Raw genomic sequence first — 20,911 nt, 5'->3', positions numbered from 1 at the left:
TCCTGCCAATGACGACTATTGGGGTAAAGCATCCATGCGCATAGCAATGATCGGGACCGGATATGTTGGGCTTGTCTCCGGCGCCTGTTTCTCGGAATTTGGCACAGACGTTATCTGTGTTGACAAGGATGAAACAAAGATTGCCCGTCTTGAAGACGGCATCATGCCGATCTACGAACCGGGCCTTGATGTTCTTGTTGAAAATAACGTCAAGGCGGGGCGTCTGACATTCACGACCGATCTTAAGGAAGGGGTGAAAGGTGCCGAGGCGGTCTTTATTGCCGTTGGCACGCCGACGCGTCGTGGTGATGGTCATGCCGATCTCAGCTACGTTTATGCCGCAGCCGAAGAAATTGCAGACGCAATGGAAGGCTTTACCGTCATCGTGACCAAATCGACCGTACCGGTCGGCACGGGGCGCGAAGTCGAACGCATTATTCGTGAACGGCGACCGGATGCGGAGTTCGCGGTGGTTTCCAACCCCGAATTTCTGCGCGAAGGGTCCGCAATTGGTGATTTCATGCGGCCTGATCGTGTTGTGATCGGAACGACCGACGAACGCGCCCGTGACGTGATGCGTGATCTTTATCGTCCGCTTTATCTGATTGAAACACCGATTGTCTTCACCTCGCGCGAAACGTCGGAAATGATCAAATATGCGGCCAATACCTTCCTTGCAGCCAAGATCACCTTCATCAACGAAATCGCCGATCTTTGTGAAAAGGTTGGTGCCGACGTTCATGATGTTGCGCGCGGTATCGGGCTTGACGGACGTATCGGAAAGAAATTCCTGCATCCCGGGCCGGGTTATGGCGGGTCATGTTTCCCGAAAGACACTTTGGCGCTGGTACGTACCGCACAGGAACATAACAGCCCCCTGCGCATTATTGAAACTGTGGTCGATGTAAATACGCAGCGCAAAAAGGCCATGGCTGATCGCATCATTTCGGCCTGTGGTGGCTCGGTCTCGGGCAAAACCATCGGTATCCTCGGGCTGGCGTTCAAGCCTAATACCGATGATATGCGCGATGCGCCAAGCCTTGACATTGTGCCGGCCCTGATTGCGGCGGGCGCAACGGTCAAGGCCTATGACCCGGAAGCCATGACAGAAGCAAAAAAGCTTCTTGAAGACATAATTTATTGCGATACCGCCTTTGACACCCTTGAAGGTGCCGATGCGATGGTGGTTCTGACCGAATGGAACGAGTTCCGCGGGATGGATCTGGATCGCATCAAATCTGCGCTGAAACACCCGATCGTGGTGGATTTGCGAAATGTATATGACCCCGGCGAGATGGCAGAACAGGGTTTCAGCTATTCCTGCATCGGGCGTGCATCAATCGGAGGCTAAGTTAGAACTATGACCATCTCTGCCGGACACAATTTTGATCCTTCCGTGCTGCGCGAATATGATGTGCGCGGTATCGTGGGCAAAACCCTGCATGCGGCCGATGCGCTTGCTCTTGGCAAGGCATTCGGAACGAAAGTGCGCCAGTCTGGCGGAAAACGGGTTGCCGTTGGCCGGGACGGACGGCTGAGTTCGCCCGAACTGGCAAGGGCGCTTGTCGAAGGGATCGTTTCGACCGGTTGTGAAGTTGTCCGGATCGGGCGTGGGCCAACTCCGATGCTCTATTTCACGGTTTATGACCAGAAAACCGATGCTGGCATCATGGTGACCGGGTCGCATAATCCATCGAATTACAATGGTTTCAAGATGCTCAATGCTGGAAAGTCGGTGTTTGGCGAAGCCATTCAGGAGTTGGGCCGTATTGCTGCATCGGGTGATTTCGAAATCGGTACTGGTTCGGTTACCGACATTGATATCGAAGACCACTATGTCGAACGGTTACTGACGGAACTTGATTGTGATGTTGCTAAGCCGATGACGATTGTCTGGGACTGTGGCAATGGTGCCGCGGGCGATGTGGTTCGCAAACTGACTGCAAAGCTTCCGGGCAACCACCATCTGCTGTTTGACGAGATCGATGGCACTTTCCCAAACCATCACCCGGACCCGACGGTCGAGGCCAATCTGGTCGATCTGAAGGCCAAGGTGGCATCGCTGAATGCCGACTGGGGTGTCGCCTTTGACGGCGATGGTGATCGTATCGGTGTTGTTGACGGGCAGGGGCGTGTGTTGTGGGGCGATCAGCTGCTGCAGATTTATGCTGCCGACGTTCTCGGGCGTCTACCGGGTGCATCGATCATTGCCGATGTCAAAGCCAGCCAGACGTTGTTTGACGAGGTTACTCGCCTTGGTGGCAACGCCATCATGTGGAAGACCGGCCATTCCCTGATCAAAACCAAAATGGTTGAGTCAAAGGCACCGATTGCCGGTGAAATGAGCGGCCATATCTTCTTTGCCGAACGCTACTATGGCTATGACGATGCAATGTATGCAGCGGTCCGGCTGTATCGCATTCTGGTTCAGAGTGGCAAAAGCCTTGATGACTGGCGTGATGCGATGCCGGTGGCCGTCAATACCCCGGAAACCCGCATCGACTGCCTGGATGACCGCAAGTTCGCCCTGATCGAAGAAGTACGTGGTCGTTTGTCCGAAGCTGGTGCTGAAGTCAGTGGAATTGATGGTGTGCGTGTAAGCACGGATGACGGCTGGTGGTTGTTGCGTGCTTCCAATACCCAGCCTGCGATCGTGGCCCGTTGCGAGGCCGCTGATGAAAGCGGTTTGCTGCGGTTGAAAGCACAGGTAACCGAACAGCTGCAAAAAAGCGGTCTGACTTCGGATGATTTCTTTGCACCCGGTGGTGGCCACTAGATCATTTTCTGGAAGGCACAAAAAAGCCCGCTGAAGAAATTCAGCGGGCTTTTTGATTTGAGGCAGGTTGTCTACCCGGCATCACCGGCATTAACCGGGATACAGGCGACCTTTTCCTTGCGTAGGGCAGCACAGGCACTGCGTGCTTCCTGTTCGCCACCAAACCCAAGCAGGCGGGCACGATAAACAACACCCGATCCGTTGCTTTGCTGCTCGACAGCGGCACGGGTCAGCCGAAGGACTTCCGGCGCTGTGCGGGCCGCAGCAAGGACGGCTTCCTGTGCGCGACGCTGATCGCTGAACGCACCAACCTGAATGCCCCATCCGCCGGTTTCCGGCGACAGGCGGGCGACAACGGTTTCGGTATCAATGCGGCCGGGCTGTTCGACTTCATTGGCGTTGTTCTGCTTGGCCATCAGAAGCTGGGTATCAGCCGGAAGAATTTTGCCATCGGGGCTGATGCGGGGACGCGGCGCGATGATTTCGCCGTCTTTTTTCAGTTCAAGATAGGCCTGATCAAGAAGCTTTTTCATCTGGTCATCGCGTGACCGCGCTGTCCGGCCACCAAAGACAACGCCGATCAAACGGCGACCATTGCGGTTGACCGATGCGACAAGGTTAAAGCCCGACGCATTGATATAGCCGGTCTTGATGCCGTCCGTACCGTAATAGGACGCCAGAAGATTGTTATGGTTGCCATAGGTGCGCTTACCATAGCTGAACTTCTGGGTGCTGAAATAATGGTAGTAGTTGCCGTAATCCTTGCGCAGCGAAACCGCAAGCCGGATCATATCGCGGGCTGTGGTCAACTGGCCACGGTTCGGAAGGCCTGATGCATTGCGAAAGGTGGTGTTCTTCATGCCGATCTGGCGCGCTTTCGCGGTCATCATCTGCGCGAATTTCACCTCGGTTCCGCCAAGATGCTCGGCGACCACAACGGCAATGTCGTTTGCCGATTTCGTAACGAGTGCCAGAATGGCATCCTCGACCGAAATCTTCTCACCAGGCTGAAGGCCTAATTTCGAAGGGGCCTGTCCCCATGCGCGTTTGGAAACTTCCATGCGTGTCGAAAGCGATACCTTACCGGAATCCAGCGCATCAAACAGCATGTAAAGCGTCATGATCTTGGTCAGTGACGCAGGGTAAACTTTGTGGTCGGCGCGATATTCATGAAGGACATCGCCGGTTTCGGCGTCGATAACCATCGCTGTATAGGTGCGTGCCATTGCTGCCGGTGTTGTGAATACAACAGCAGCGATGATCAGCAGCATCACGGACAGGACGCAGTAAATCCTGCGACCCTGCGATTGCCACATCGGTCGACTCTGATCAGTACTAACGGTGGCCATCGCTTTTGGCCCAAGACGGGTCTTAAAACGCATTTGACGGGCTCGGCTTTAACGGTGATCCCCAAGACGAAATATGGTTAGTGTCTCATCGCGGCATTAAAAAAATGCTTAACGCTTGTTCAGATAATCTGAGTAGTCGCCTTGTTGCGGTCTTATTTTTTCGTCAGACTCAATTTATATCCGCCAGAAGGTTAAAAATCGAGGATCGAATGCGTAAAAAAATAATGTCTGTTGTCAGTAACATAAGAACAAAATCATCAATTTTAAGTGGTGGCGCGCTGTGTGCAGCAGGTTTGATGGCGCTTTCTGCGTGCAGTTTTACCGGTACAAGCGATATCGAAAATCCGCTGGTGCGCAAGGGTAGCTGGTTCTCGTTTATCAATGCGGATGACATTCGAACCGCATGTTCTGCCGGGGATGCAGAAGGACGGATTCGCATCGTCTATAATGCTGATTATTATAAAGAAACGCGCAGCTACGACCTTATTCCCAGGAACGGTGCAGAGCAGTTTGAGATGGTGTCGCGGATATTCGGTCCGCTTGACGTAAGCGAGGTCAATGTCGAGGTCACAGCCCCCCTTGGTGCTTTCGGCGGGACGGAATCGCGGGAAAACCTGTCGCGCGGACAATATCTTGCACTGACCGATGCGCTTCAGGCCGATGGTTTCGGATATCAAAGCCGCGACGGATTGCGCCTGCATTCTGACGATTATTACTGGGTTGCGATTGGCTGTTCATCGCAAAGCATCACGCTCGCCGCCTGGACGTCTACCAAGGATGATCTGCGCGCTTTGACTTTCCCGAATGTGCTCGAAAACCTGTCGGGTTTGGAAAAAACACTTCCACAGCCGCCAGCTTTCGGTGCGCCAAAGCAGCCTGATCCGTTTTTCAGCAAGAATGACAAGAAAGCCGAGTCTCGCCATTTCTATCGTACCGTGCGGGGAAATCAGCTGAAATAAGCTGATCCGTTTCAGGAATCTTCGATGAAAATGGCACGGCATAACCCGTGCCATTTTTGTTTTTTTAGCGTCCTGAATATCAGGATTAACGTAATTTCCCGCCTAAGCGGTTGAACGTATGCCGGTTTTTTACAATCGGTTTCCGAGAATCAAGATAATCCGTTCTCCCGGGCGTGCTTGACCCATTCACGACTTTTAAAATGTCACCAAAGCAACCTTGACGGCGCACTGCTATTCCATCTAGGGTTATGTTGCGATGCAACATAATTTCTGAATGCCAAGCCCAATTCAAGGAGGTCGGCACATGGTGACTCCTCGCAAAAAATCTGCGCCCGCTTCAACAAATGCTAATCCGGTGAAGGTCTCTCGCCCAAAGGCAGTGCCTCAAAAAACAGCTTCTGATGGCGGTAAAAAGTCGGCTGCTTCCCCGGCAAAGGTCGAGACAGCTGAAATTTCCGAGGCTGCAACAGAGCGGCCGAAGCGTGTCGTCACAACCGCAAGCGCGCTTGAGGCAGAGGCATTGCGCCATCCTCCGGTTGCGGAGCCTTCAAAACCGGATGCTGTAGTGCCGGAGGCGAAGAAAGAACCTGTTGCCGCTAAAGGGGCTGAGGCTCCGGCCAAGGCTGATGACCCGGTAAAAGCAGAAGCAGCGGAAAGCAAATCTGCGCCCGAGCAAGCCAGAAAGAAGACAACGGCGGGCCCCAAACCGGCAAGCCGTCCGAAGGCAACAACCACATCGAAAAAGAATACGGTTATGTCTGCCCCCAAAGCGGCCAGCGAATCCAAAGTTTCGGTTTCCAGCGATAAGGTATCTGGTGCGATTTCCGAAACGCCCCCCCCAGCAAAGAAGGCCTCCATCGTGACAGAGCAAGAGAAAGAGGCTGCTCCCGCAAAAGTGACAGCGGCGGTAAAGGCAGAGACGAAAGCTAAAGACACCCAAAAAGCTGCTGTCGAGGTAAAGGTTGCAGCCCAACCGACAGCCGCCGGTGATGTGCCCGCGTTTGGTGCGATCAGCCTTGAGCCGTTCACAGAGCTTTGGAAAGCACCGGAAGTCGATACCATGGTTGCAGCAACCCAGGATGCTCTGGAAGGAAGTCTAACGGCGGTCAATGACGTTCTTGCTCAGGTGACAGAAAAGATTACCGAGCAGGCTGACATATTCTCCGATGCAGGAACGCAAATGATGGCCAGATACGAAGAACTGATCGAAACGCAGCAAAAAAGTTTCGAAGGCGTATGGCAGGTTTCATCTGAACTGATGGAAAAAAGCGGTTCCTTTGGTGCTGAGCTGGCATCCTGGGCGCAGCGGGAAGTTGATGCATCCCAAGCTGATTTCGAAGCGCTTTCAAAGGTCGAAAGCCTTTCTGAACTGCAGGAACTGAACGAGCGTATATTGAAGCGCTATGTCGAGTCCGGCATGTCCGAAGGCGAAAAGATTCAGAAAATGATGTTCGCTGCTTTCACCGACGGATTTGCTGCAATGTCCAAGGCTGCTGGTGTTCCGCTCAAGTAAGCAACCCGACGCACTTAGGATTTTGCCGTAGTTAATGTATCGGGACGGACATGGCTGGCAGCCATGTCCGTTTTTATTTTTTGTACCGATATTTACGGCAAAGATGATGAAGTTTGATCAATGATCTTGCAGCACGGAATTCTCGGCCTACATGAATTTGGGATGAGGTTAGAAACGTTTTGTCGCTGCGGACTTTGAAACAGATGTTCAATGACCTATCATGGAGACAATGCAGAACAAAAGGGTTCCGGTAAGCAGATTATGAGTGATCAGGACAATGACGGTGGTGGTCTCCCGAATACGGGGATCGTAACGAAGACACGGCCAAAGACGAAGAAGCCGTCCATGTACAAGGTGTTGTTGCTGAATGACGACTACACCCCCATGGAATTCGTTGTCCATGTGCTTGAACGGTTCTTTGAAAAGGGCCGGGAAGAGGCGACCGCGATCATGCTTCAGGTCCACCGTAAGGGGGTCGGAATTTGTGGGGTTTTCACCTACGAGATTGCGGAAACCAAGGTCAACCAGGTCATGGATCTGGCGCGGCAAAATCAGCATCCGCTGCAGTGCACGTTAGAGAAGGAGTGAAACATGCTCTCACGTAACCTTGAAGAAAGCTTACATCGTGCGCTGGCATATGCCTCTGAGCGGCGTCATGAATATGCAACGCTGGAACATCTTCTGTTGTCATTGACCGAAGATCAGGACGCGTTATCTGTTCTGAAAGCCTGCCGGGTGGACGTTGATCGTCTGCGTTCGGATCTGCTGGAGTTTGCTGATAGCGAGCTTTCCGGCCTGATCAGTGCGCGTTTGGTGGATCCCAAACCGACGGCTGGTTTCCAGCGCGTGATACAGCGCGCAGCCATTCATGTTCAGTCTTCCGGGCGAGAAGAGGTAACAGGGGCGAATGTGCTGGTTGCACTGTTCTCTGAACGTGAATCGCATGCGGTCTATTACCTGCAATTGCAGGACATGACCCGTCTGGATGCGGTCAATTACATTTCCCATGGAATTGCCAAGGCGCCAGAACTGAACGAACGCCGCATTCCGCGTGGTGCCGAGGAAGAAGTTGCACCCGGTGCGACAACCGATGCTGAAGAAGGTGCCGCCGCTGGCGAGGGCGAGGCGCTCAAGGCCTATTGCGTGAACCTTAATGTCAAGGCGCAGAATGGCAAGATTGATCCGTTGATCGGTCGCCAGAGCGAAATTGAACGCACTATTCAGGTCCTGTGCCGTCGCACCAAGAACAACCCGCTTTATGTTGGCGATCCGGGGGTCGGTAAAACCGCCATCGCCGAAGGCTTGGCGCGTCGCATTGTTGATGGTGATGTCCCCGAGGTCCTTGCGGATGCCACCATTTTCTCTCTTGATATGGGGGCGCTTCTGGCGGGGACGCGGTATCGTGGTGACTTCGAAGAGCGCCTGAAGGCGGTCGTCAAGGAACTTGAAGAGTTTGATGGTGCGGTTCTGTTCATTGATGAAATTCACACGGTGATTGGCGCGGGCGCGACATCGGGTGGGGCGATGGATGCCTCTAACCTGTTGAAACCGGCCTTGGCCAGCGGCTCGCTTCGTTGTATCGGTTCGACGACTTACAAGGAATTCCGCGGTCATTTCGAAAAGGACCGCGCCCTTGTGCGTCGTTTCCAGAAAATTGACGTCGAAGAACCGTCACCCGAAGATACCATTAAAATCCTCAAGGGGCTCAAGCCCTATTACGAGGAACATCATCACGTCAAATACACCAACGAGGCCATTCGGTCCGCGGTCGAGCTGGCATCACGCTATATCAATGACCGCAAGCGACCTGATAGCGCGATTGATGTGATTGACGAAGTCGGGGCATCCCGGATGCTGGTGGCGCCAAGCAAGCGCAAGCGCACGATTTCCAAACGCGATGTCGAGGAAATCGTCGCCAAGATTGCCCGCATACCACCAAAATCGGTGTCGACGGATGATCGCAAGGCGTTGGCCAATCTCGAACGCGATCTCAAGACCGTTGTATTTGGTCAGGATAAGGCGATTGAGGCTGTTGCCAGCGCGATCAAGCTGGCGCGTGCCGGTCTGCGCGAACCGGAAAAGCCGATTGGCAGCTATCTGTTTTCCGGCCCGACGGGAGTTGGTAAAACCGAAGTGACTAAGCAGCTGGCGCATGTCATGGGGATCGAATTCATACGGTTCGACATGTCGGAATATATGGAACGCCACAGCGTTTCTCGCCTGATTGGGGCTCCGCCCGGCTATGTCGGGTTTGATCAGGGCGGGCTTCTGACCGATTCCGTTGATCAGCACCCACATGCGGTTGTCCTGCTTGACGAAATCGAAAAAGCCCATCCGGACCTGTTCAATATTCTTTTGCAGGTGATGGATCATGGCAAGCTGACGGACAATAACGGCAAGACGGTTGATTTCCGGAATGTCGTTCTTGTGATGACAACGAATGCCGGTGCATCGGATATGGCAAAGCCGCCAATCGGCTTCAAACGCGAAATGCGTACCGGCGAGGACGAAGAAGCGATCAAGCGGACCTTCTCCCCGGAATTCCGGAACCGGCTGGATGCGGTAATTCCGTTTGCCAATCTGATGCCCGATGTCGTCAAAATGGTTGTCGACAAGTTCATCCTGCAGCTTGAGGTCCAGCTTGCGGATCGGAATGTCTCGATTGAACTGACCGAAGCTGCGCGGACATGGCTTGCCGAACGGGGCTATGATGCGGCCTTTGGGGCGCGTCCGCTGGGGCGTGTCATTCAGGAACACGTCAAAAAGCCGCTGGCCGAGGAATTGCTGTTTGGCAAACTCGAAAAGGGCGGGGCTGTTCTGGTCGATATCGAAGACGATGCCGTTATCTTCCGTTATCCAGAAGAAAATGGTGGCGGGTCGAAAAAGGAAAAAGATCCGGAAATGGCAAACTGATTGCCCTGTGATCGATTACCTTGTCATTAAGTTTTGGCGCGTTATTGTGATTGCCCGGAACAGTTGTTTCGGGCAATTGCTTTTGGTGGCATATAAAAACAATGAACCAGGCGACACAGCGAAAATATCGGGATGAAGTCGAGAAGTTTCTGTCCAAACTTGAAGCGCAGGCGCGCAGGCTTGTGGCTTTGGCAGATGTGATCGAGAAGACGGTCGATACAACGGAAGTGACAGGTTACCGGCCTTTCCGCGAGGAAGTCGATAATTTCAAAGCGCTTTCGCTGGTGATTACGGACCGCCTTGCAAAGCTTGAAAAGCATCCGAAAAAGGACGAGCTCGAAGAGCAATTCCATAAATTGCAGATTCTGATGCTACGCATCGTGATCAAAACCAGCCTGAAATTCTTCTTTGTGATGAGTGCCAAGCCGGTTCTGCCGCTTGGTGCGCGCGAGATGTTTCAAAGCGAGCTTCGCACGCTTTATGAAGCCGAGCGCATGATTTCCAATCCGCGATATATCAGCCACCTTGATGAAGGTGCCAAGGATGACCTTGAGATTGCCAAGGAAATTCTTCAGGAAATCATTGAAAACGCTCCTGCTTTGCTGAATTTCGGAAACCGGAAAAAGCGTAAGCCGGCACGCCGCAACGCCGGTTGATCTACAGATCAATCCTGCTGCCATTTGACTTAAATTGCGTTTTGCAAAATGCAAAGAATGATTGTTGCATTTTGCAAATATTGATGTCGCAAATTGCAAATTAATTTTGAAGTAGTTGTCTTATCAGATTTTTTCAATCAATAATCGGCCAAATTCTGCGATTTCAAGATGATGCCAAAAACTGGCACACCCTATGCATATATGTGATCGGACAGTTGTTCTTTGCAGGGGCGCATCTTGCGCCTGGAACAACGTAATCTTCTGCAGTTTGCTCGTGTCCCAACCAAACTCAGCGGCGGTTTTCCCGCCGCTTTTTTCTTTATTGCCCCCCCTTTATTATCTTTCAGCCCCTCCAATGGCTTAACTGGCATCCCCATATGGGGATATCGGATGGCGTATGCGTGTCTGTATATATCCCCTTGCGCCTAAAAGTAGTTGATGAACAGGTTTTTCTCTGTATAATCTATACCAAGGGATAGCTTTATTCATACATACGGAGGGGTAGGAAGCGTTATGAAAGTGACAAAACACCTTGTTATGGTGACGGGTCTGATGATTGGCACTTCGTTTGGCATTACTGCTGCGAATGCCAAGTCGGATTTGCCTGGCGCGCCTGATCAGTTGATTACGGATGACACCATCCGTGGTGTAAGGGAATGGCTTGCGAACCCTGTGGTTGAACTTTCGATCTCGTCACAGAACCGTTTGCGCAAAGGAATGACGCAGGATCAGATCGATGCTGCCGACAAACAATGGGTGGCGGAACGCGAAGCCGAGGATCAGCCGCTGGTCGCAGCCATTTTGACCAATCCTCTTTCCAGCTATCTGACACAGATCCAGGCGCGTTCCGGTGGTCTGTTTGCCGAAATATTTGTCATGGACGCTGCCGGCCTTAATGTCGGGCAAAGCTCGATCACTTCCGATTTCTGGCAGGGGGACGAGGCCAAGTTCAAAAACACCTTCCCCAACGGAGCCAACGCCGTCTTCATTGATGAAGCCGAATATGATGAAGATTCTGATACCTGGCGTTCACAGCTCAATATGACCATGAGCGATCAGCAAGGGACGCCAATCGGTGCCGTCACGATCGAGGTCAATCTTAATGAACTCGCGCGTCGTCAGAAGTTGTAAGGGAGACGGACAATGAACTTCTTTAAAAATCTTTCCATACCGGCCAAGCTGACGACCTGCTTTGCAGTGATGATAGTGGTCATTCTGATGGTTGCGGGCGCCGGGATGTTTGCGACCTTCCAGGTCAAATCCGCCAATGATCAGCGTGATTATCTGGCCGATTTCGAACGCGACTATCGCAATCTGGACCGCTCGTATCTTATGGCGCGGCAGGAACTGGTCTATTTCCTGACAACCGGTGATCGTACCGGGCTTGAAAGCTACGAAAAATCGTTGGCCGAGATCGATATACGTACCGATGTTCTGAAATCTTACGCCACCATCAACCCGACAATTGCCGATCTGATTGAACAGATGGATGGTGCAATTGATCGTTGGGAAGAAATCGCGAGCGAACAGGCGAAACTGATGCGCCATTATCTGACGGTCAACCACGCCCGCGCGATTGAGGCATCCGGCGAACCGCGCGAATTGTCCGATAGCGTATCGATGATTGCGCAGGAGCTGGCGAAAAACATCGACGAGATGAACCTTGATGTTGAGAACCGTGTCGAACGGGCAATGATACTGTTCCAATCGACGCTGGGCATTGGCGTTGTTTTGCTGATTGCCATGGCTGCTTTGTTTGGCGGTACGCTGTCGCGTCTGATTGCAACGCCGATCCGCAAGATGACCGATGCGATGGGAAGTCTGGCTTCCGGTAATCTGGATATCGAAATCCTTGATATGAAACGTGCCGACGAAGTTGGTGCAATGGCGAAATCGCTTGAAGTCTTCCGTGAGAACGCCCGTGAACGGGCCCGAATGGCCGAGCAGGAGCGGATCGAAGCCGAACGCCAGATTGAGCGCAGCAAACGCATGGGCACGCTGACCGCCGGTTTCGATCATAAGATCCAGGAAGTTCTTTCGGCTGTTAATGTCGCATTGGACGAAGTCCGCAGTGCATCGGAAACGCTTTCGTCACATTCGGTGCGCGCCAATCAGGATGCGAAAAGTGTGGCTGAGCAGGCCGAAGAATCATCGGGAGACATTGAAACCGTTGCATCGGCAACCGCGCAGCTTTCCGCGTCGATTTCTGAAATAGCATCGCAGATCGCACGTGTTACCGAAATCACCCAGCATGCCGTTGCGGAAACCGAACGCACCAATCAGCGTGTCGAAATGCTGAACGAGGCGGCGCAAAGTGTTGGTGAAGTTGTCAGTCTGATCAGCGACATTGCTGATCAGACAAACCTCCTGGCACTTAACGCGACAATTGAATCGGCACGTGCTGGCGATGCGGGCAAGGGCTTTGCGGTGGTGGCGGGGGAGGTCAAAAACCTTGCTGCCCAGACGGTGAAGGCAACCGAACAGATCACTGCAAAAATTACCGAAATGCAGGGTGAAACAGGTGCCGCCGCCGAAGCCGTTCGCGGCTTTGCCGAAACCATTCATCAAATTGATGAACTGATGTCGGTTGTTGCCAGTGCGGTGGAAGAGCAGGGCGCTGCAACCGAAGAAATTTCACGGAGTGTCGAAGGGGCTGCCAATGGCAACGTCGCCATTTCGAACGCGGTGAAAAACGTGGCCGAGGCAACAACGGAAAGCGGTGATCTTTCACATGGTCAGCTTGATTGTGTTGGCCGTCTTGCCGCCGCCAATGACGAACTGAGATCCCATGTGAACGGCTTCCTGAACGACGTCAGGGCCGTATAAAATAACCGAGTTTCGTGGGAATCGGAAGGGGCGCGGTGGTGTTGCATCGCGCCCTTTTTGTTTGGCTTGTTACCGGTTCATTCCTGTCTGAACGGGCTGTGTTCGGCCATGATGAATTCACGGTCCTGCGCGATGTGGCTGCGTTCCTGATCCAGAAAACGGGCAACGGCATTGCGAAGACCGGTGTCTGCGATCAGATGGGCGGAATGGGTCAGAACAGGTTCATAGCCGCGCTGAATTTTGTGTTCACCCTGTGCCCCGGCCTCAACCGTTTTAAGGCCGCGCTCAATCGCGATATCGATCGCCTGATAGTAACAGGTTTCGAAATGCAAAAGCGGTGTCCGGTCGATGGTGCCCCAGTTGCGCCCGTACAATGTGTCCGATCCGATCAGGTTAAGCGCCCCGGCAACCATGTCGCTATCGCGAAAGGCGGCAACCAAAACGGTCCGGTCCCGGATCCGTTCATGCAGAAGATCAAAGAACTCCCGTGTTAAATAGGCCTGCCCCCATTTGCGATCCGATGTGTCGTGATAAAAGGCATAAAACCGATCCCAATGGGCGGCTTTAAGGTCATCACCCGATAGCACCTCGAAACTGTATCCCGCATCGCGCACCTGTTTGCGTTCCTTGCGCAGATTTTTGCGTTTGCGCGAATTCAGCGCGCCAAGGAAATCGTCAAAACTGTCGTAACCACGATTGTACCAGTGATATTGAATGCCGGTTCGCGGAAGAAATCCGGCATTTTCCATCGCCCGGCTTTCATCGCCACTGCAAAACGTTACATGCAGGCTGGCAATGCCAAGCCGTTCGGGCAGGGCACAAAGCGCACCAATCAGAAGTGTGCGAACGCGGTCGGGGGCTGGATGATCGGACCGAATCAAAAGCCGCGGGCCCGGAACCGGTGAAAAGGGTACTGCGGCCTGTAATTTCGGATAATACCGTCCACCCGCTCGCTCATAGGCTTCCGCCCAGCTCCAGTCGAAGACATATTCGCCATAGGAATGCGATTTGACATAAAGCGGCACAATACCGGCAACCGTATCGTCATCATCGGTAACCACCAGATGAAACGGCTGCCAACCGGTATCGGCATTGGCCGAGCCGCTATCTTCCATTGCGGAAAGAAAGGCAAAGCTGACAAACGGGTTCGCCGTGCCTGCGCATTTGTCCCAGTCGGTTTCGCCGATTTTATGGATATCGGTAACGGTTCTTATCTCGGCAGGCAAGATGGGGTCCCCTGTGTTCAATCCTTGGTCGCCGTTCGGGCCTGCATTCTATACGCAATAGCCGGTATATGCGTTCAGAAGATAGGCGCATTGCATGTTTGCGCAAGGGAAAGCCTTTGACGGACGTTGCCTTAGGCCCTATTTCATTGGGCCAAGGGCGCGTAACGTTACGGCCCTACGGCTCGGGAAATGCCCGTGTCGCCCTCGCAAAGAAAAGGATGGTGCGCCGTGAACAGCAAGCTTTCGTTGGAGAAGGACAAGATCAAGATCGTCCTGCTCGAAGGTATCCATGAAAACGCTGTAAAGATGTTCAAAGAGGCCGGCTACTCAAATGTCGACCACTACCCTGCTGCTCTGGATGCGGATGAACTGAAATCCGTCGTCTCCGAAGCGCATTTTCTGGGCATCCGTTCCCGCACCAAACTGACCGAAGATGTTATCGACGCGGCATCCAAGCTGACCTCGATCGGCTGTTTCTGTATCGGCACCAATCAGGTTGATCTGAAAGCTGCCGCCATGCGCGGTATTCCAGTTTTCAACGCGCCTTATTCCAATACCCGTTCGGTCGCCGAACTGGTTCTGGGTCAGATCATCATGCTGATGCGCGGTATCCCGCAGCGTGACAAGGCCGCCCATGCTGGTGGCTGGCTTAAAAATGCCAAGGGCTCGTACGAGGCGCGCGGCAAAACCCTGGGCATCATCGGCTACGGCCATATCGGGTCGCAGCTGTCGGTTCTGGCGGAATCGCTTGGCATGAACGTCATTTATTATGATGTGATCAATAAGCTTGCGATGGGCAACGCAACCTCGTGCAGCTCGATGGATGAATTGCTGGCGAAATCTGATGTCGTTTCGTTGCATGTTCCGGCCAACGAGCAGACCAAAAACATGATCACCGCGACCGAAATCGCCAAGATGAAGCCGGGGGCGCACCTGATCAACGCGGCACGTGGCAATGTCATCGTGATCGAAGACCTCGCTGCGGCCCTGGAACGCGGCCATCTGGCCGGTGCAGCCCTTGACGTCTTCCCGGTCGAGCCTGCGGGCAAGGACGAGGAATTCCAGAGCCCGCTTCGCGGTATGCCGAACGTGATCCTGACCCCGCATATCGGTGGTTCCACCCAGGAAGCACAGGAAAATATTGGTGTCGAAGTTGCCGACAAGCTGATCACCTATTCCGATAACGGGTCGACGCTGGGGGCGGTCAACTTCCCGGAAGTTTCGCTGCCGGTCAAGGATCGCAAGCACACCCGCTTCATGCATATTCACCGCAACGTTCCGGGCGTTCTGTCGAAAATCAACGACGTGTTTGCAACGCGTGGCATGAATATCAGCGGTCAGTATCTGCGTTCCGAAGGCGGTGTGGGTTACGTGGTTGTCGAAGTCGACGAGGAAATCCAGCCAGGGCTTGGTATCCGCAAGGAACTCGAAGCCATCGACGGTACGCTTCGGGTTCGCTTCCTGTTCTGATCGGACCAGAAATTACTGAAAATGACGAGGGCGGCGCAAAATGCGCCGCCCTCTTTTTTTGTCGCCAAGCTGATTGGTATCTTAAAAATAATACCAATAAATACCATTTCTGTCTGAAATCCGGGTTTGCAATAAATTTGTAACATTGTGGTATTCAAAAGGTATTTTTCATGATTGGATTGTCCTGCTGCGTTTGGTTGGCTTCACAGTAGGAGAAGAAAAATGACAATAAAGAGAATGGCAGTCGGGTTTGGCATATCGCTAATGCTGGCGGGGGCTGGTTTTAGCCCGGCAATGGCGGCCGATGCCACGGATGGGGCGCGTATTCGCGAACTGGTCGACACGGGAATGCATTATTACTGGTCGGGTGGTGACATCAAAAAGGCCGAGGCCGAGGTGTTCAAGGGCATTACCCTGCACGGGCGATACGATGTCGTCGAACAGGCCTTTGCCGAGGCATCGAAACTGGCGCCGGAACGGATTGATCTGCGCTACGGAATCGCATCGGCCCGTATTCTGCAAAAGAAACTCGACGAGGCGCAAGAAACCTATATCGGGATTACCCGTGTCGATCCACATGCCTTTGATGCCTATACATGGTTGGCAGCACTGGCGCATATCCGCGGCGATGAGAATCAGTATCGCAACTATATGGATGCGATGGCCGGAATTGACCGCGACAGTGCGGATGCCTATCGCAAACGTTTCCTGCGGGCCGATGCCAATATGGCGGAGGCCCCCAATCAGGACGTCCCGGTACTGGGCGAAAAATCCACCATCGTCATTCTGGGTTATGCGCTTGCCGAAGATGGCACAATGCGCGAACCGCTGATGCAGCGTCTTGAAATCGGTCTGAAGGCGGCCAAGGCAAATCCGACCGCCCGTGTGATGGTAACCGGGGGGCAGCCGCAATCGGGTGTGACCGAAGGCGACATGATGATGCGCTGGCTGGTGGAGCAGGGCGTTGATCGCGACCGGATCATGGTCGAGGACAAATCAAAAGACACCGTCGGTAATATGCTGAATATCGCAAACCTTCTGAACCGGCATACAACCGATGACGTCATTCTGGTTACCAGTGCCAGCCATATGCGTCGCGCGAAAACCGTGCTTCAGGATGCGCTGGATCAGTATGGTCTGGATGCACCGGTTCATCCGCTGATCGCACTGGATTTCGACAGCATCGAAGAAGCATCGAAAGTCAGCGACAGCGAAAAGCTGGTCGTCTATCGCGATATGCTGCGCGTATCGGGCATCTGGGCGTTCCCGGGCCTGCAGCAGTAATCAGGCACTTGAAAATGCCAGTAAAACAAAGAACTGACGTCCATGTGGCGTCAGTTTTCTTTTGGGAAGACGGCACAAAAGATCAAAGTTTGCGATGCATGATCAGCGCGTCGGTTTCGCCATGTAAGGGGTGCATATAGGCACCGGGCAATCGCCCGGCAATTTCAAAGCCAAGCTGTGGCCAAAGATGGACGGCAGCCTTGTTGCTGGCGATGACGAAATTGAACTGCATGGCCTTAAAGCCCCGATCCCTTGCACGGATCAGCGAGTCTTCGCACATTCGCCGCGCAATTCCGCGCCCGCCTGCATCCGGGGCGGTCATATAGCCGCAATTGGCGACATGCGCGCCATTGCCGGGCTGATTGGCTTTCAGGTAATAGGTGCCGACAATCTTCCCGTCTTCCTCGGCAACAAGGGTCTCCTTGTCTGCACCCATCCAATAAGCCAGCACTTCTTCATCGGTCATGTCGGTCGGCATGACATAGGTTTCACCGGCGCGCAGGACCGGGCCAACGATTTCAAGGATCTTGGCGACGTCATTTTCGGTGGCAGGGCGTATCTGCATTATAACGATCAGTCTTTCTCGGGGATAAGGAGGCGGGCAGGGTATGATAGTAAGGGATGTTACCGGTCACCTTGCTGCAAGACCTGTTCGATAAATTCGGGGTCGGCTTCAAACGGCAGGCTTGCGCGTCCGGCCAGCGCCCGGGCAAGATCGGAACGATAGCGTTCCCGGGGAATTTCGACCACCCCGAACTGTTTTAAGTGATCATTGACGAACTGGGTATCAAGCAGGGTATAGCCGCCTTGGCGTAAAAGGGCGACGAGATGTACCAGTGCCACCTTTGATGCATTGGTCGCACGCGAAAACATGCTTTCGCCAAAAAACGCCTGCCCAAGGCTGACGCCATAAAGGCCACCAACCAGCCTGTCATCAAGCCATGCCTCGATCGAATGGGCGCACCCCATCTTGTGAAGCGCGCAATAGGCATCAAGGATATTATCATTGATCCAGGTATCATCCCGGCTGTCGGTTGGCTCCGCACAGGCACGAATGACGTCGGGAAAGGCTTTGTTCACATGGACCTTGAATGTGCCCTTGCGCACGGCCTTACGCAGGCTTCTGGGCACGTGGAAGCCGTCAAGCGGCAATACGCCACGCCATTCCGGGTCAATCCAGTAAAGGGTCGGGTCATCATGGCTTTCGGCCATGGGAAACAGGCCGACCGAATAGGCACGGATCAACAGATCAGGGGTCAGTTGGTTCGACATGATCGCGGTGATAATGGTTTCGGTCCTGTTTGCAAATCTTCTGTTTACATATGTGAACGGGCACTGTTCTGACAAGATAGCAGCTTGCAGTCCATCGACTATGTTTGGCATGATAATCGAAATGTATGATTAATTCTTTCGCGCCGGAATTGTAAAATGCTCGAAATTTCTTCGCTGATTATTTTTGCCGGGGCGTTGCTGGTGGCATCAGGATCGCCGGGACCAAGTGTTGCGGCACTGGTGGCCCGGGTTCTTGCACGCGGATACCGCGATATCCTGCCGTTTCTGGCCGCATTGTGGATTGGCGAACTGATATGGCTCAGCTTTGCCGTACTTGGCCTTTCGGCCATCGCAAACAGCTTCCATCTTCTGTTCACCATCATCAAATATGTCGGTGTGGTTTATCTTTTGTATCTGGCGTGGAAAATGTGGCACGGGCCTGTTGATGTCGATGCCGAAACCATCCCCGATACAAAATCCGGTGTCCGGATGTTCATCGCGGGCATGACGGTGACGATGGGCAATCCGAAAATCATGCTGTTCTATATGGCTCTGGTTCCGACGGTGATTGATCTTGCATCCGTGTCGCTGTTTGGCTGGTTCGAACTGTCCGTCGCCCTGATGGTGGTTCTGGTCGCGGTCGACCTGACCTGGGTTTTCATGGCGTCGCGCCTGCGTCATCTGATCCGCAGCCGACGTGCTATGAAAATTGCCAACCGGACCAGTGCAACGGTTATGGCCGGGGCTGCGGTTGCCATTGCCTCTCGCTAGGGGCGTTGCCGGGCTGACGGAAATTCCCAAACAAAAACGGGACTCCCGAAAGGAAGCCCCGTTTTTTGATCGGGATAAAGAAGGTTACTTCTTCATGCCCATGAATTTTTCCAGCCAGTGAATATCGTAATCACCTTTCTGGATATCAGGCTGCGCCAGAAGCTTCTGATGCAGCGGAATGGTGGTTTTGATCCCGCCAATCGCATATTCGGCCAAGGCACGGCGCAGGCGCATCATGCATTCTTCGCGGTCACGCCCATGCACGATCAGCTTTGCAATCATGCTGTCGTAATAGGGCGGGATCGAATAACCGGTATAGATACCGCTATCGACACGAACGCCCAAACCGCCCGGTGCATGATATTCCTTGATCTTGCCCGGTGACGGCACAAAGGTTTCCGGATCTTCGGCATTGATGCGGCATTCAATCGCATGGCCGTGAATTTCCAGATCTTCCTGCGTAAAGGATAGTTCAAGGCCCGCGGCAACGCGAATCTGTTCACGCACAAGGTCAACGCCCGAAATGGCTTCGGTCACCGGATGTTCGACCTGCAGGCGGGTGTTCATTTCGATGAAATAGAACTCGCCATTTTCATACAGGAATTCGATCGTACCGGCATTGCGATACCCCATGCCACGCATCGCGTTGGCAACGGTCGAACCGATACGTTCGCGTTCTTCCGGTGTCAGCGTCGGGGAAGGGGCTTCTTCAAGCACTTTCTGATGGCGGCGCTGCAACGAACAGTCACGTTCGAACAGATGGACGGCATTTCCGTGGGAATCACCGATAACCTGAAGTTCGATATGGCGCGGTTTGCCAAGGTATTTTTCCATATAAACCGCGGCATTGCCAAAGTTCTGCAATGCTTCCTTGCGGGTCATGGAAAAGGCTTCTGCAAGGTCTTCGTCGCGCTCGACCACTTTCATGCCGCGACCGCCGCCGCCGCCCGATGCCTTGATCAGGACCGGATAGCCGATTTCCTTGGCGCATTTCTGGGCTTCGGCAACGGTGGTGATTTCTCCGTCCGACCCCGGAACAACCGGAATGCCCAGTTTGGCTGCGGTCAGTTTGGCGGTGATCTTGTCACCCATCATACGGATATGTTCCGCCGACGGACCGACAAAGGCAAAGCCGTGTTCTTCGACCATGGCGGCAAAGTCGGCATTTTCCGACAGGAAGCCGTAACCCGGATGGATGGCTTCCGCCCCGGTGATTTCGGCCGCCGACAGGATCGCCGGAATATTCAGATAGCTGTCTTTCGATGCTGCCGGGCCGATGCAGACGGCTTCGTCTGCCAGGCGGACATGCATGGCATCTGCATCGGCGGTGGAATGCACCGCGACAGTTTTGATGCCCATTTCGCGGCAGGCGCGCTGAATACGCAGCGCGATTTCGCCACGGTTGGCAATCAGTAGTTTGTCGAACATGCGGTGTTTACCCCGGCTTATTCAATAATGACCAGCGGCTCGTCATACTCGACCGGATGGCCGTCGGTTGCGATGATCTGGCTGATTTTGCCAGATTTCGGCGCGCGGATCGGGTTGAAGGTCTTCATTGCTTCGATCAGCATCAGGGTCTGGCCTTCGGAAACGCTGGAACCGACCGAAATAAACGGTGCAGCGCCGGGTTCCGGTGCGAAATAGACCACGCCAACCATCGGCGATTTTACAGCACCCGGATGGGAACCTGCATCAGCAGGTGCCGCCGGAGCAGCCGCCGCAGCAGGAGCCGCAACCGGTGCAGCAGCCGGAGCGGCTGCAACCATGGTGCCCTGACGGGCGACGCGAATGCGATTGTCGCCTGCGGCAACTTCGATCTCGGTCAGGTTGGTCTCGTCCAGCAGCTCGGCAAGCTGGCGAATGGTGTCGTTGTCGATGTTGAACTTGCTCATTTCG

The 20,911-nt window shown here is 53.7% G+C and carries 18 protein-coding genes; 12 read left to right on the top strand and 6 right to left on the bottom strand.

Annotated elements, in window-relative coordinates:
- The first annotated feature begins 34 nt into the window (after window positions 1–34).
- Window positions 35–1,351 carry a UDP-glucose/GDP-mannose dehydrogenase family protein gene (locus tag TH468_RS12120; protein ID WP_085644444.1) on the top strand — a complete coding sequence of 439 codons (1,317 nt, stop codon included), beginning with the start codon at window positions 35–37 and terminating at the stop codon, window positions 1,349–1,351.
- 9 nt (window positions 1,352–1,360) lie between these two features.
- Window positions 1,361–2,776: a phosphoglucomutase/phosphomannomutase PgmG gene (gene pgmG, locus TH468_RS12115; protein WP_085644442.1), complete on the top strand. Its 1,416-nt coding sequence runs from the start codon at window positions 1,361–1,363 to the stop codon at window positions 2,774–2,776.
- 71 nt (window positions 2,777–2,847) lie between these two features.
- On the opposite strand, the gene TH468_RS12110 is transcribed toward pgmG, so the two are convergent.
- Window positions 2,848–4,092 carry a D-alanyl-D-alanine carboxypeptidase gene (locus TH468_RS12110; protein WP_065702020.1) on the bottom strand — a complete coding sequence of 415 codons (1,245 nt, stop codon included), beginning with the start codon at window positions 4,090–4,092 and terminating at the stop codon, window positions 2,848–2,850.
- A gap of 329 nt (window positions 4,093–4,421) precedes the next feature.
- On the opposite strand from TH468_RS12110, the gene TH468_RS12105 reads away from it, so the two are divergent.
- From TH468_RS12105 to TH468_RS12075, 7 genes are all read left to right on the top strand, one after another.
- Complete coding sequence (locus TH468_RS12105; protein ID WP_085644440.1) at window positions 4,422–5,084, top strand: hypothetical protein; 663 nt, start codon at window positions 4,422–4,424, stop codon at window positions 5,082–5,084.
- A 304-nt stretch (window positions 5,085–5,388) separates the two neighbouring features.
- Complete coding sequence (locus TH468_RS12100; RefSeq protein ID WP_168177132.1) at window positions 5,389–6,597, top strand: phasin family protein; 1,209 nt, start codon at window positions 5,389–5,391, stop codon at window positions 6,595–6,597.
- Between the two features lie 261 nt (window positions 6,598–6,858).
- Window positions 6,859–7,185 carry an ATP-dependent Clp protease adapter ClpS gene (gene clpS, locus TH468_RS12095; protein ID WP_037988091.1) on the top strand — a complete coding sequence of 109 codons (327 nt, stop codon included), beginning with the start codon at window positions 6,859–6,861 and terminating at the stop codon, window positions 7,183–7,185.
- A 3-nt stretch (window positions 7,186–7,188) separates the two neighbouring features.
- Entirely contained in the window at window positions 7,189–9,510 is a 2,322-nt protein-coding gene (gene clpA / locus TH468_RS12090) for an ATP-dependent Clp protease ATP-binding subunit ClpA (RefSeq protein ID WP_085644436.1), read from the top strand.
- A gap of 101 nt (window positions 9,511–9,611) precedes the next feature.
- Window positions 9,612–10,166: a hypothetical protein gene (locus TH468_RS12085; protein WP_085644434.1), complete on the top strand. Its 555-nt coding sequence runs from the start codon at window positions 9,612–9,614 to the stop codon at window positions 10,164–10,166.
- Between the two features lie 513 nt (window positions 10,167–10,679).
- Complete coding sequence (locus TH468_RS12080; protein ID WP_085644433.1) at window positions 10,680–11,297, top strand: hypothetical protein; 618 nt, start codon at window positions 10,680–10,682, stop codon at window positions 11,295–11,297.
- Window positions 11,298–11,309: 12 nt separating this feature from the next.
- Window positions 11,310–12,992, top strand: coding sequence for a methyl-accepting chemotaxis protein (locus TH468_RS12075; RefSeq protein ID WP_085644431.1), 1,683 nt, complete (start codon window positions 11,310–11,312; stop codon window positions 12,990–12,992).
- A 77-nt stretch (window positions 12,993–13,069) separates the two neighbouring features.
- On the opposite strand, the gene TH468_RS12070 is transcribed toward TH468_RS12075, so the two are convergent.
- Complete coding sequence (locus tag TH468_RS12070; protein ID WP_085644429.1) at window positions 13,070–14,218, bottom strand: GNAT family N-acetyltransferase; 1,149 nt, start codon at window positions 14,216–14,218, stop codon at window positions 13,070–13,072.
- A gap of 228 nt (window positions 14,219–14,446) precedes the next feature.
- On the opposite strand from TH468_RS12070, the gene serA reads away from it, so the two are divergent.
- Window positions 14,447–15,688, top strand: a complete 1,242-nt coding sequence (serA, locus tag TH468_RS12065) for a phosphoglycerate dehydrogenase (protein WP_085644427.1) — start codon at window positions 14,447–14,449, stop codon at window positions 15,686–15,688.
- Between the two features lie 222 nt (window positions 15,689–15,910).
- Window positions 15,911–16,972, top strand: a complete 1,062-nt coding sequence (locus TH468_RS12060) for an ElyC/SanA/YdcF family protein (protein ID WP_210402247.1) — start codon at window positions 15,911–15,913, stop codon at window positions 16,970–16,972.
- A gap of 82 nt (window positions 16,973–17,054) precedes the next feature.
- On the opposite strand, the gene TH468_RS12055 is transcribed toward TH468_RS12060, so the two are convergent.
- Both TH468_RS12055 and aat read right to left on the bottom strand, forming a co-directional pair.
- Window positions 17,055–17,537 (bottom strand): GNAT family N-acetyltransferase, encoded by a 483-nt coding sequence (locus TH468_RS12055; protein ID WP_085644424.1) that lies wholly within the window; start codon window positions 17,535–17,537, stop codon window positions 17,055–17,057.
- A 59-nt stretch (window positions 17,538–17,596) separates the two neighbouring features.
- Window positions 17,597–18,244 carry a leucyl/phenylalanyl-tRNA--protein transferase gene (gene aat / locus TH468_RS12050; RefSeq protein WP_085644422.1) on the bottom strand — a complete coding sequence of 216 codons (648 nt, stop codon included), beginning with the start codon at window positions 18,242–18,244 and terminating at the stop codon, window positions 17,597–17,599.
- A 156-nt stretch (window positions 18,245–18,400) separates the two neighbouring features.
- Here aat and TH468_RS12045 point away from each other — a divergent pair, with 156 nt between their 5' ends.
- The gene (locus tag TH468_RS12045) at window positions 18,401–19,015 is read left to right on the top strand and encodes a LysE family translocator (RefSeq protein ID WP_085644420.1); all 615 of its coding nucleotides are present in this window, start codon (window positions 18,401–18,403) and stop codon (window positions 19,013–19,015) included.
- 84 nt (window positions 19,016–19,099) lie between these two features.
- Here the strand turns inward: TH468_RS12045 and accC are convergent, their stop codons facing one another.
- Both accC and accB read right to left on the bottom strand, forming a co-directional pair.
- A complete protein-coding gene (gene accC / locus TH468_RS12040; RefSeq protein ID WP_007090290.1) occupies window positions 19,100–20,443 on the bottom strand; it encodes an acetyl-CoA carboxylase biotin carboxylase subunit in 1,344 nt (447 codons plus the stop codon).
- A 17-nt stretch (window positions 20,444–20,460) separates the two neighbouring features.
- Window positions 20,461–20,907: an acetyl-CoA carboxylase biotin carboxyl carrier protein gene (gene accB, locus TH468_RS12035; protein ID WP_007090289.1), complete on the bottom strand. Its 447-nt coding sequence runs from the start codon at window positions 20,905–20,907 to the stop codon at window positions 20,461–20,463.
- Between the last annotated feature and the right edge of the window lie 4 nt (window positions 20,908–20,911).

The sequence above is a fragment of the Thalassospira sp. MCCC 1A03138 genome (assembly GCF_002115785.1).
In the GTDB taxonomy this organism is placed as follows: domain Bacteria; phylum Pseudomonadota; class Alphaproteobacteria; order Rhodospirillales; family Thalassospiraceae; genus Thalassospira.
Note: the sequence above shows the minus strand (reverse complement) of the source record. Positions and strands in the feature narration are given on the sequence as shown.

Excerpts from the sequence above, each read along its gene's own strand:
- TH468_RS12120 (WP_085644444.1), top strand. The coding sequence starts at position 35 with ATGCGCATAGCAATGATCGGGACCGGATATGTTGGGCTTGTCTCCGGC.
- pgmG (WP_085644442.1), top strand. The coding sequence starts at position 1,361 with ATGACCATCTCTGCCGGACACAATTTTGATCCTTCCGTGCTGCGCGAA.
- TH468_RS12110 (WP_065702020.1), bottom strand. The coding sequence starts at position 4,092 with ATGTGGCAATCGCAGGGTCGCAGGATTTACTGCGTCCTGTCCGTGATG.
- TH468_RS12105 (WP_085644440.1), top strand. The coding sequence starts at position 4,422 with ATGGCGCTTTCTGCGTGCAGTTTTACCGGTACAAGCGATATCGAAAAT.
- TH468_RS12100 (WP_168177132.1), top strand. The coding sequence starts at position 5,389 with ATGGTGACTCCTCGCAAAAAATCTGCGCCCGCTTCAACAAATGCTAAT.
- clpS (WP_037988091.1), top strand. The coding sequence starts at position 6,859 with ATGAGTGATCAGGACAATGACGGTGGTGGTCTCCCGAATACGGGGATC.
- clpA (WP_085644436.1), top strand. The coding sequence starts at position 7,189 with ATGCTCTCACGTAACCTTGAAGAAAGCTTACATCGTGCGCTGGCATAT.
- TH468_RS12085 (WP_085644434.1), top strand. The coding sequence starts at position 9,612 with ATGAACCAGGCGACACAGCGAAAATATCGGGATGAAGTCGAGAAGTTT.
- TH468_RS12080 (WP_085644433.1), top strand. The coding sequence starts at position 10,680 with ATGAAAGTGACAAAACACCTTGTTATGGTGACGGGTCTGATGATTGGC.
- TH468_RS12075 (WP_085644431.1), top strand. The coding sequence starts at position 11,310 with ATGAACTTCTTTAAAAATCTTTCCATACCGGCCAAGCTGACGACCTGC.
- TH468_RS12060 (WP_210402247.1), top strand. The coding sequence starts at position 15,911 with ATGACAATAAAGAGAATGGCAGTCGGGTTTGGCATATCGCTAATGCTG.
- TH468_RS12055 (WP_085644424.1), bottom strand. The coding sequence starts at position 17,537 with ATGCAGATACGCCCTGCCACCGAAAATGACGTCGCCAAGATCCTTGAA.
- aat (WP_085644422.1), bottom strand. The coding sequence starts at position 18,244 with ATGTCGAACCAACTGACCCCTGATCTGTTGATCCGTGCCTATTCGGTC.
- TH468_RS12045 (WP_085644420.1), top strand. The coding sequence starts at position 18,401 with ATGCTCGAAATTTCTTCGCTGATTATTTTTGCCGGGGCGTTGCTGGTG.
- accC (WP_007090290.1), bottom strand. The coding sequence starts at position 20,443 with ATGTTCGACAAACTACTGATTGCCAACCGTGGCGAAATCGCGCTGCGT.
- accB (WP_007090289.1), bottom strand. The coding sequence starts at position 20,907 with ATGAGCAAGTTCAACATCGACAACGACACCATTCGCCAGCTTGCCGAG.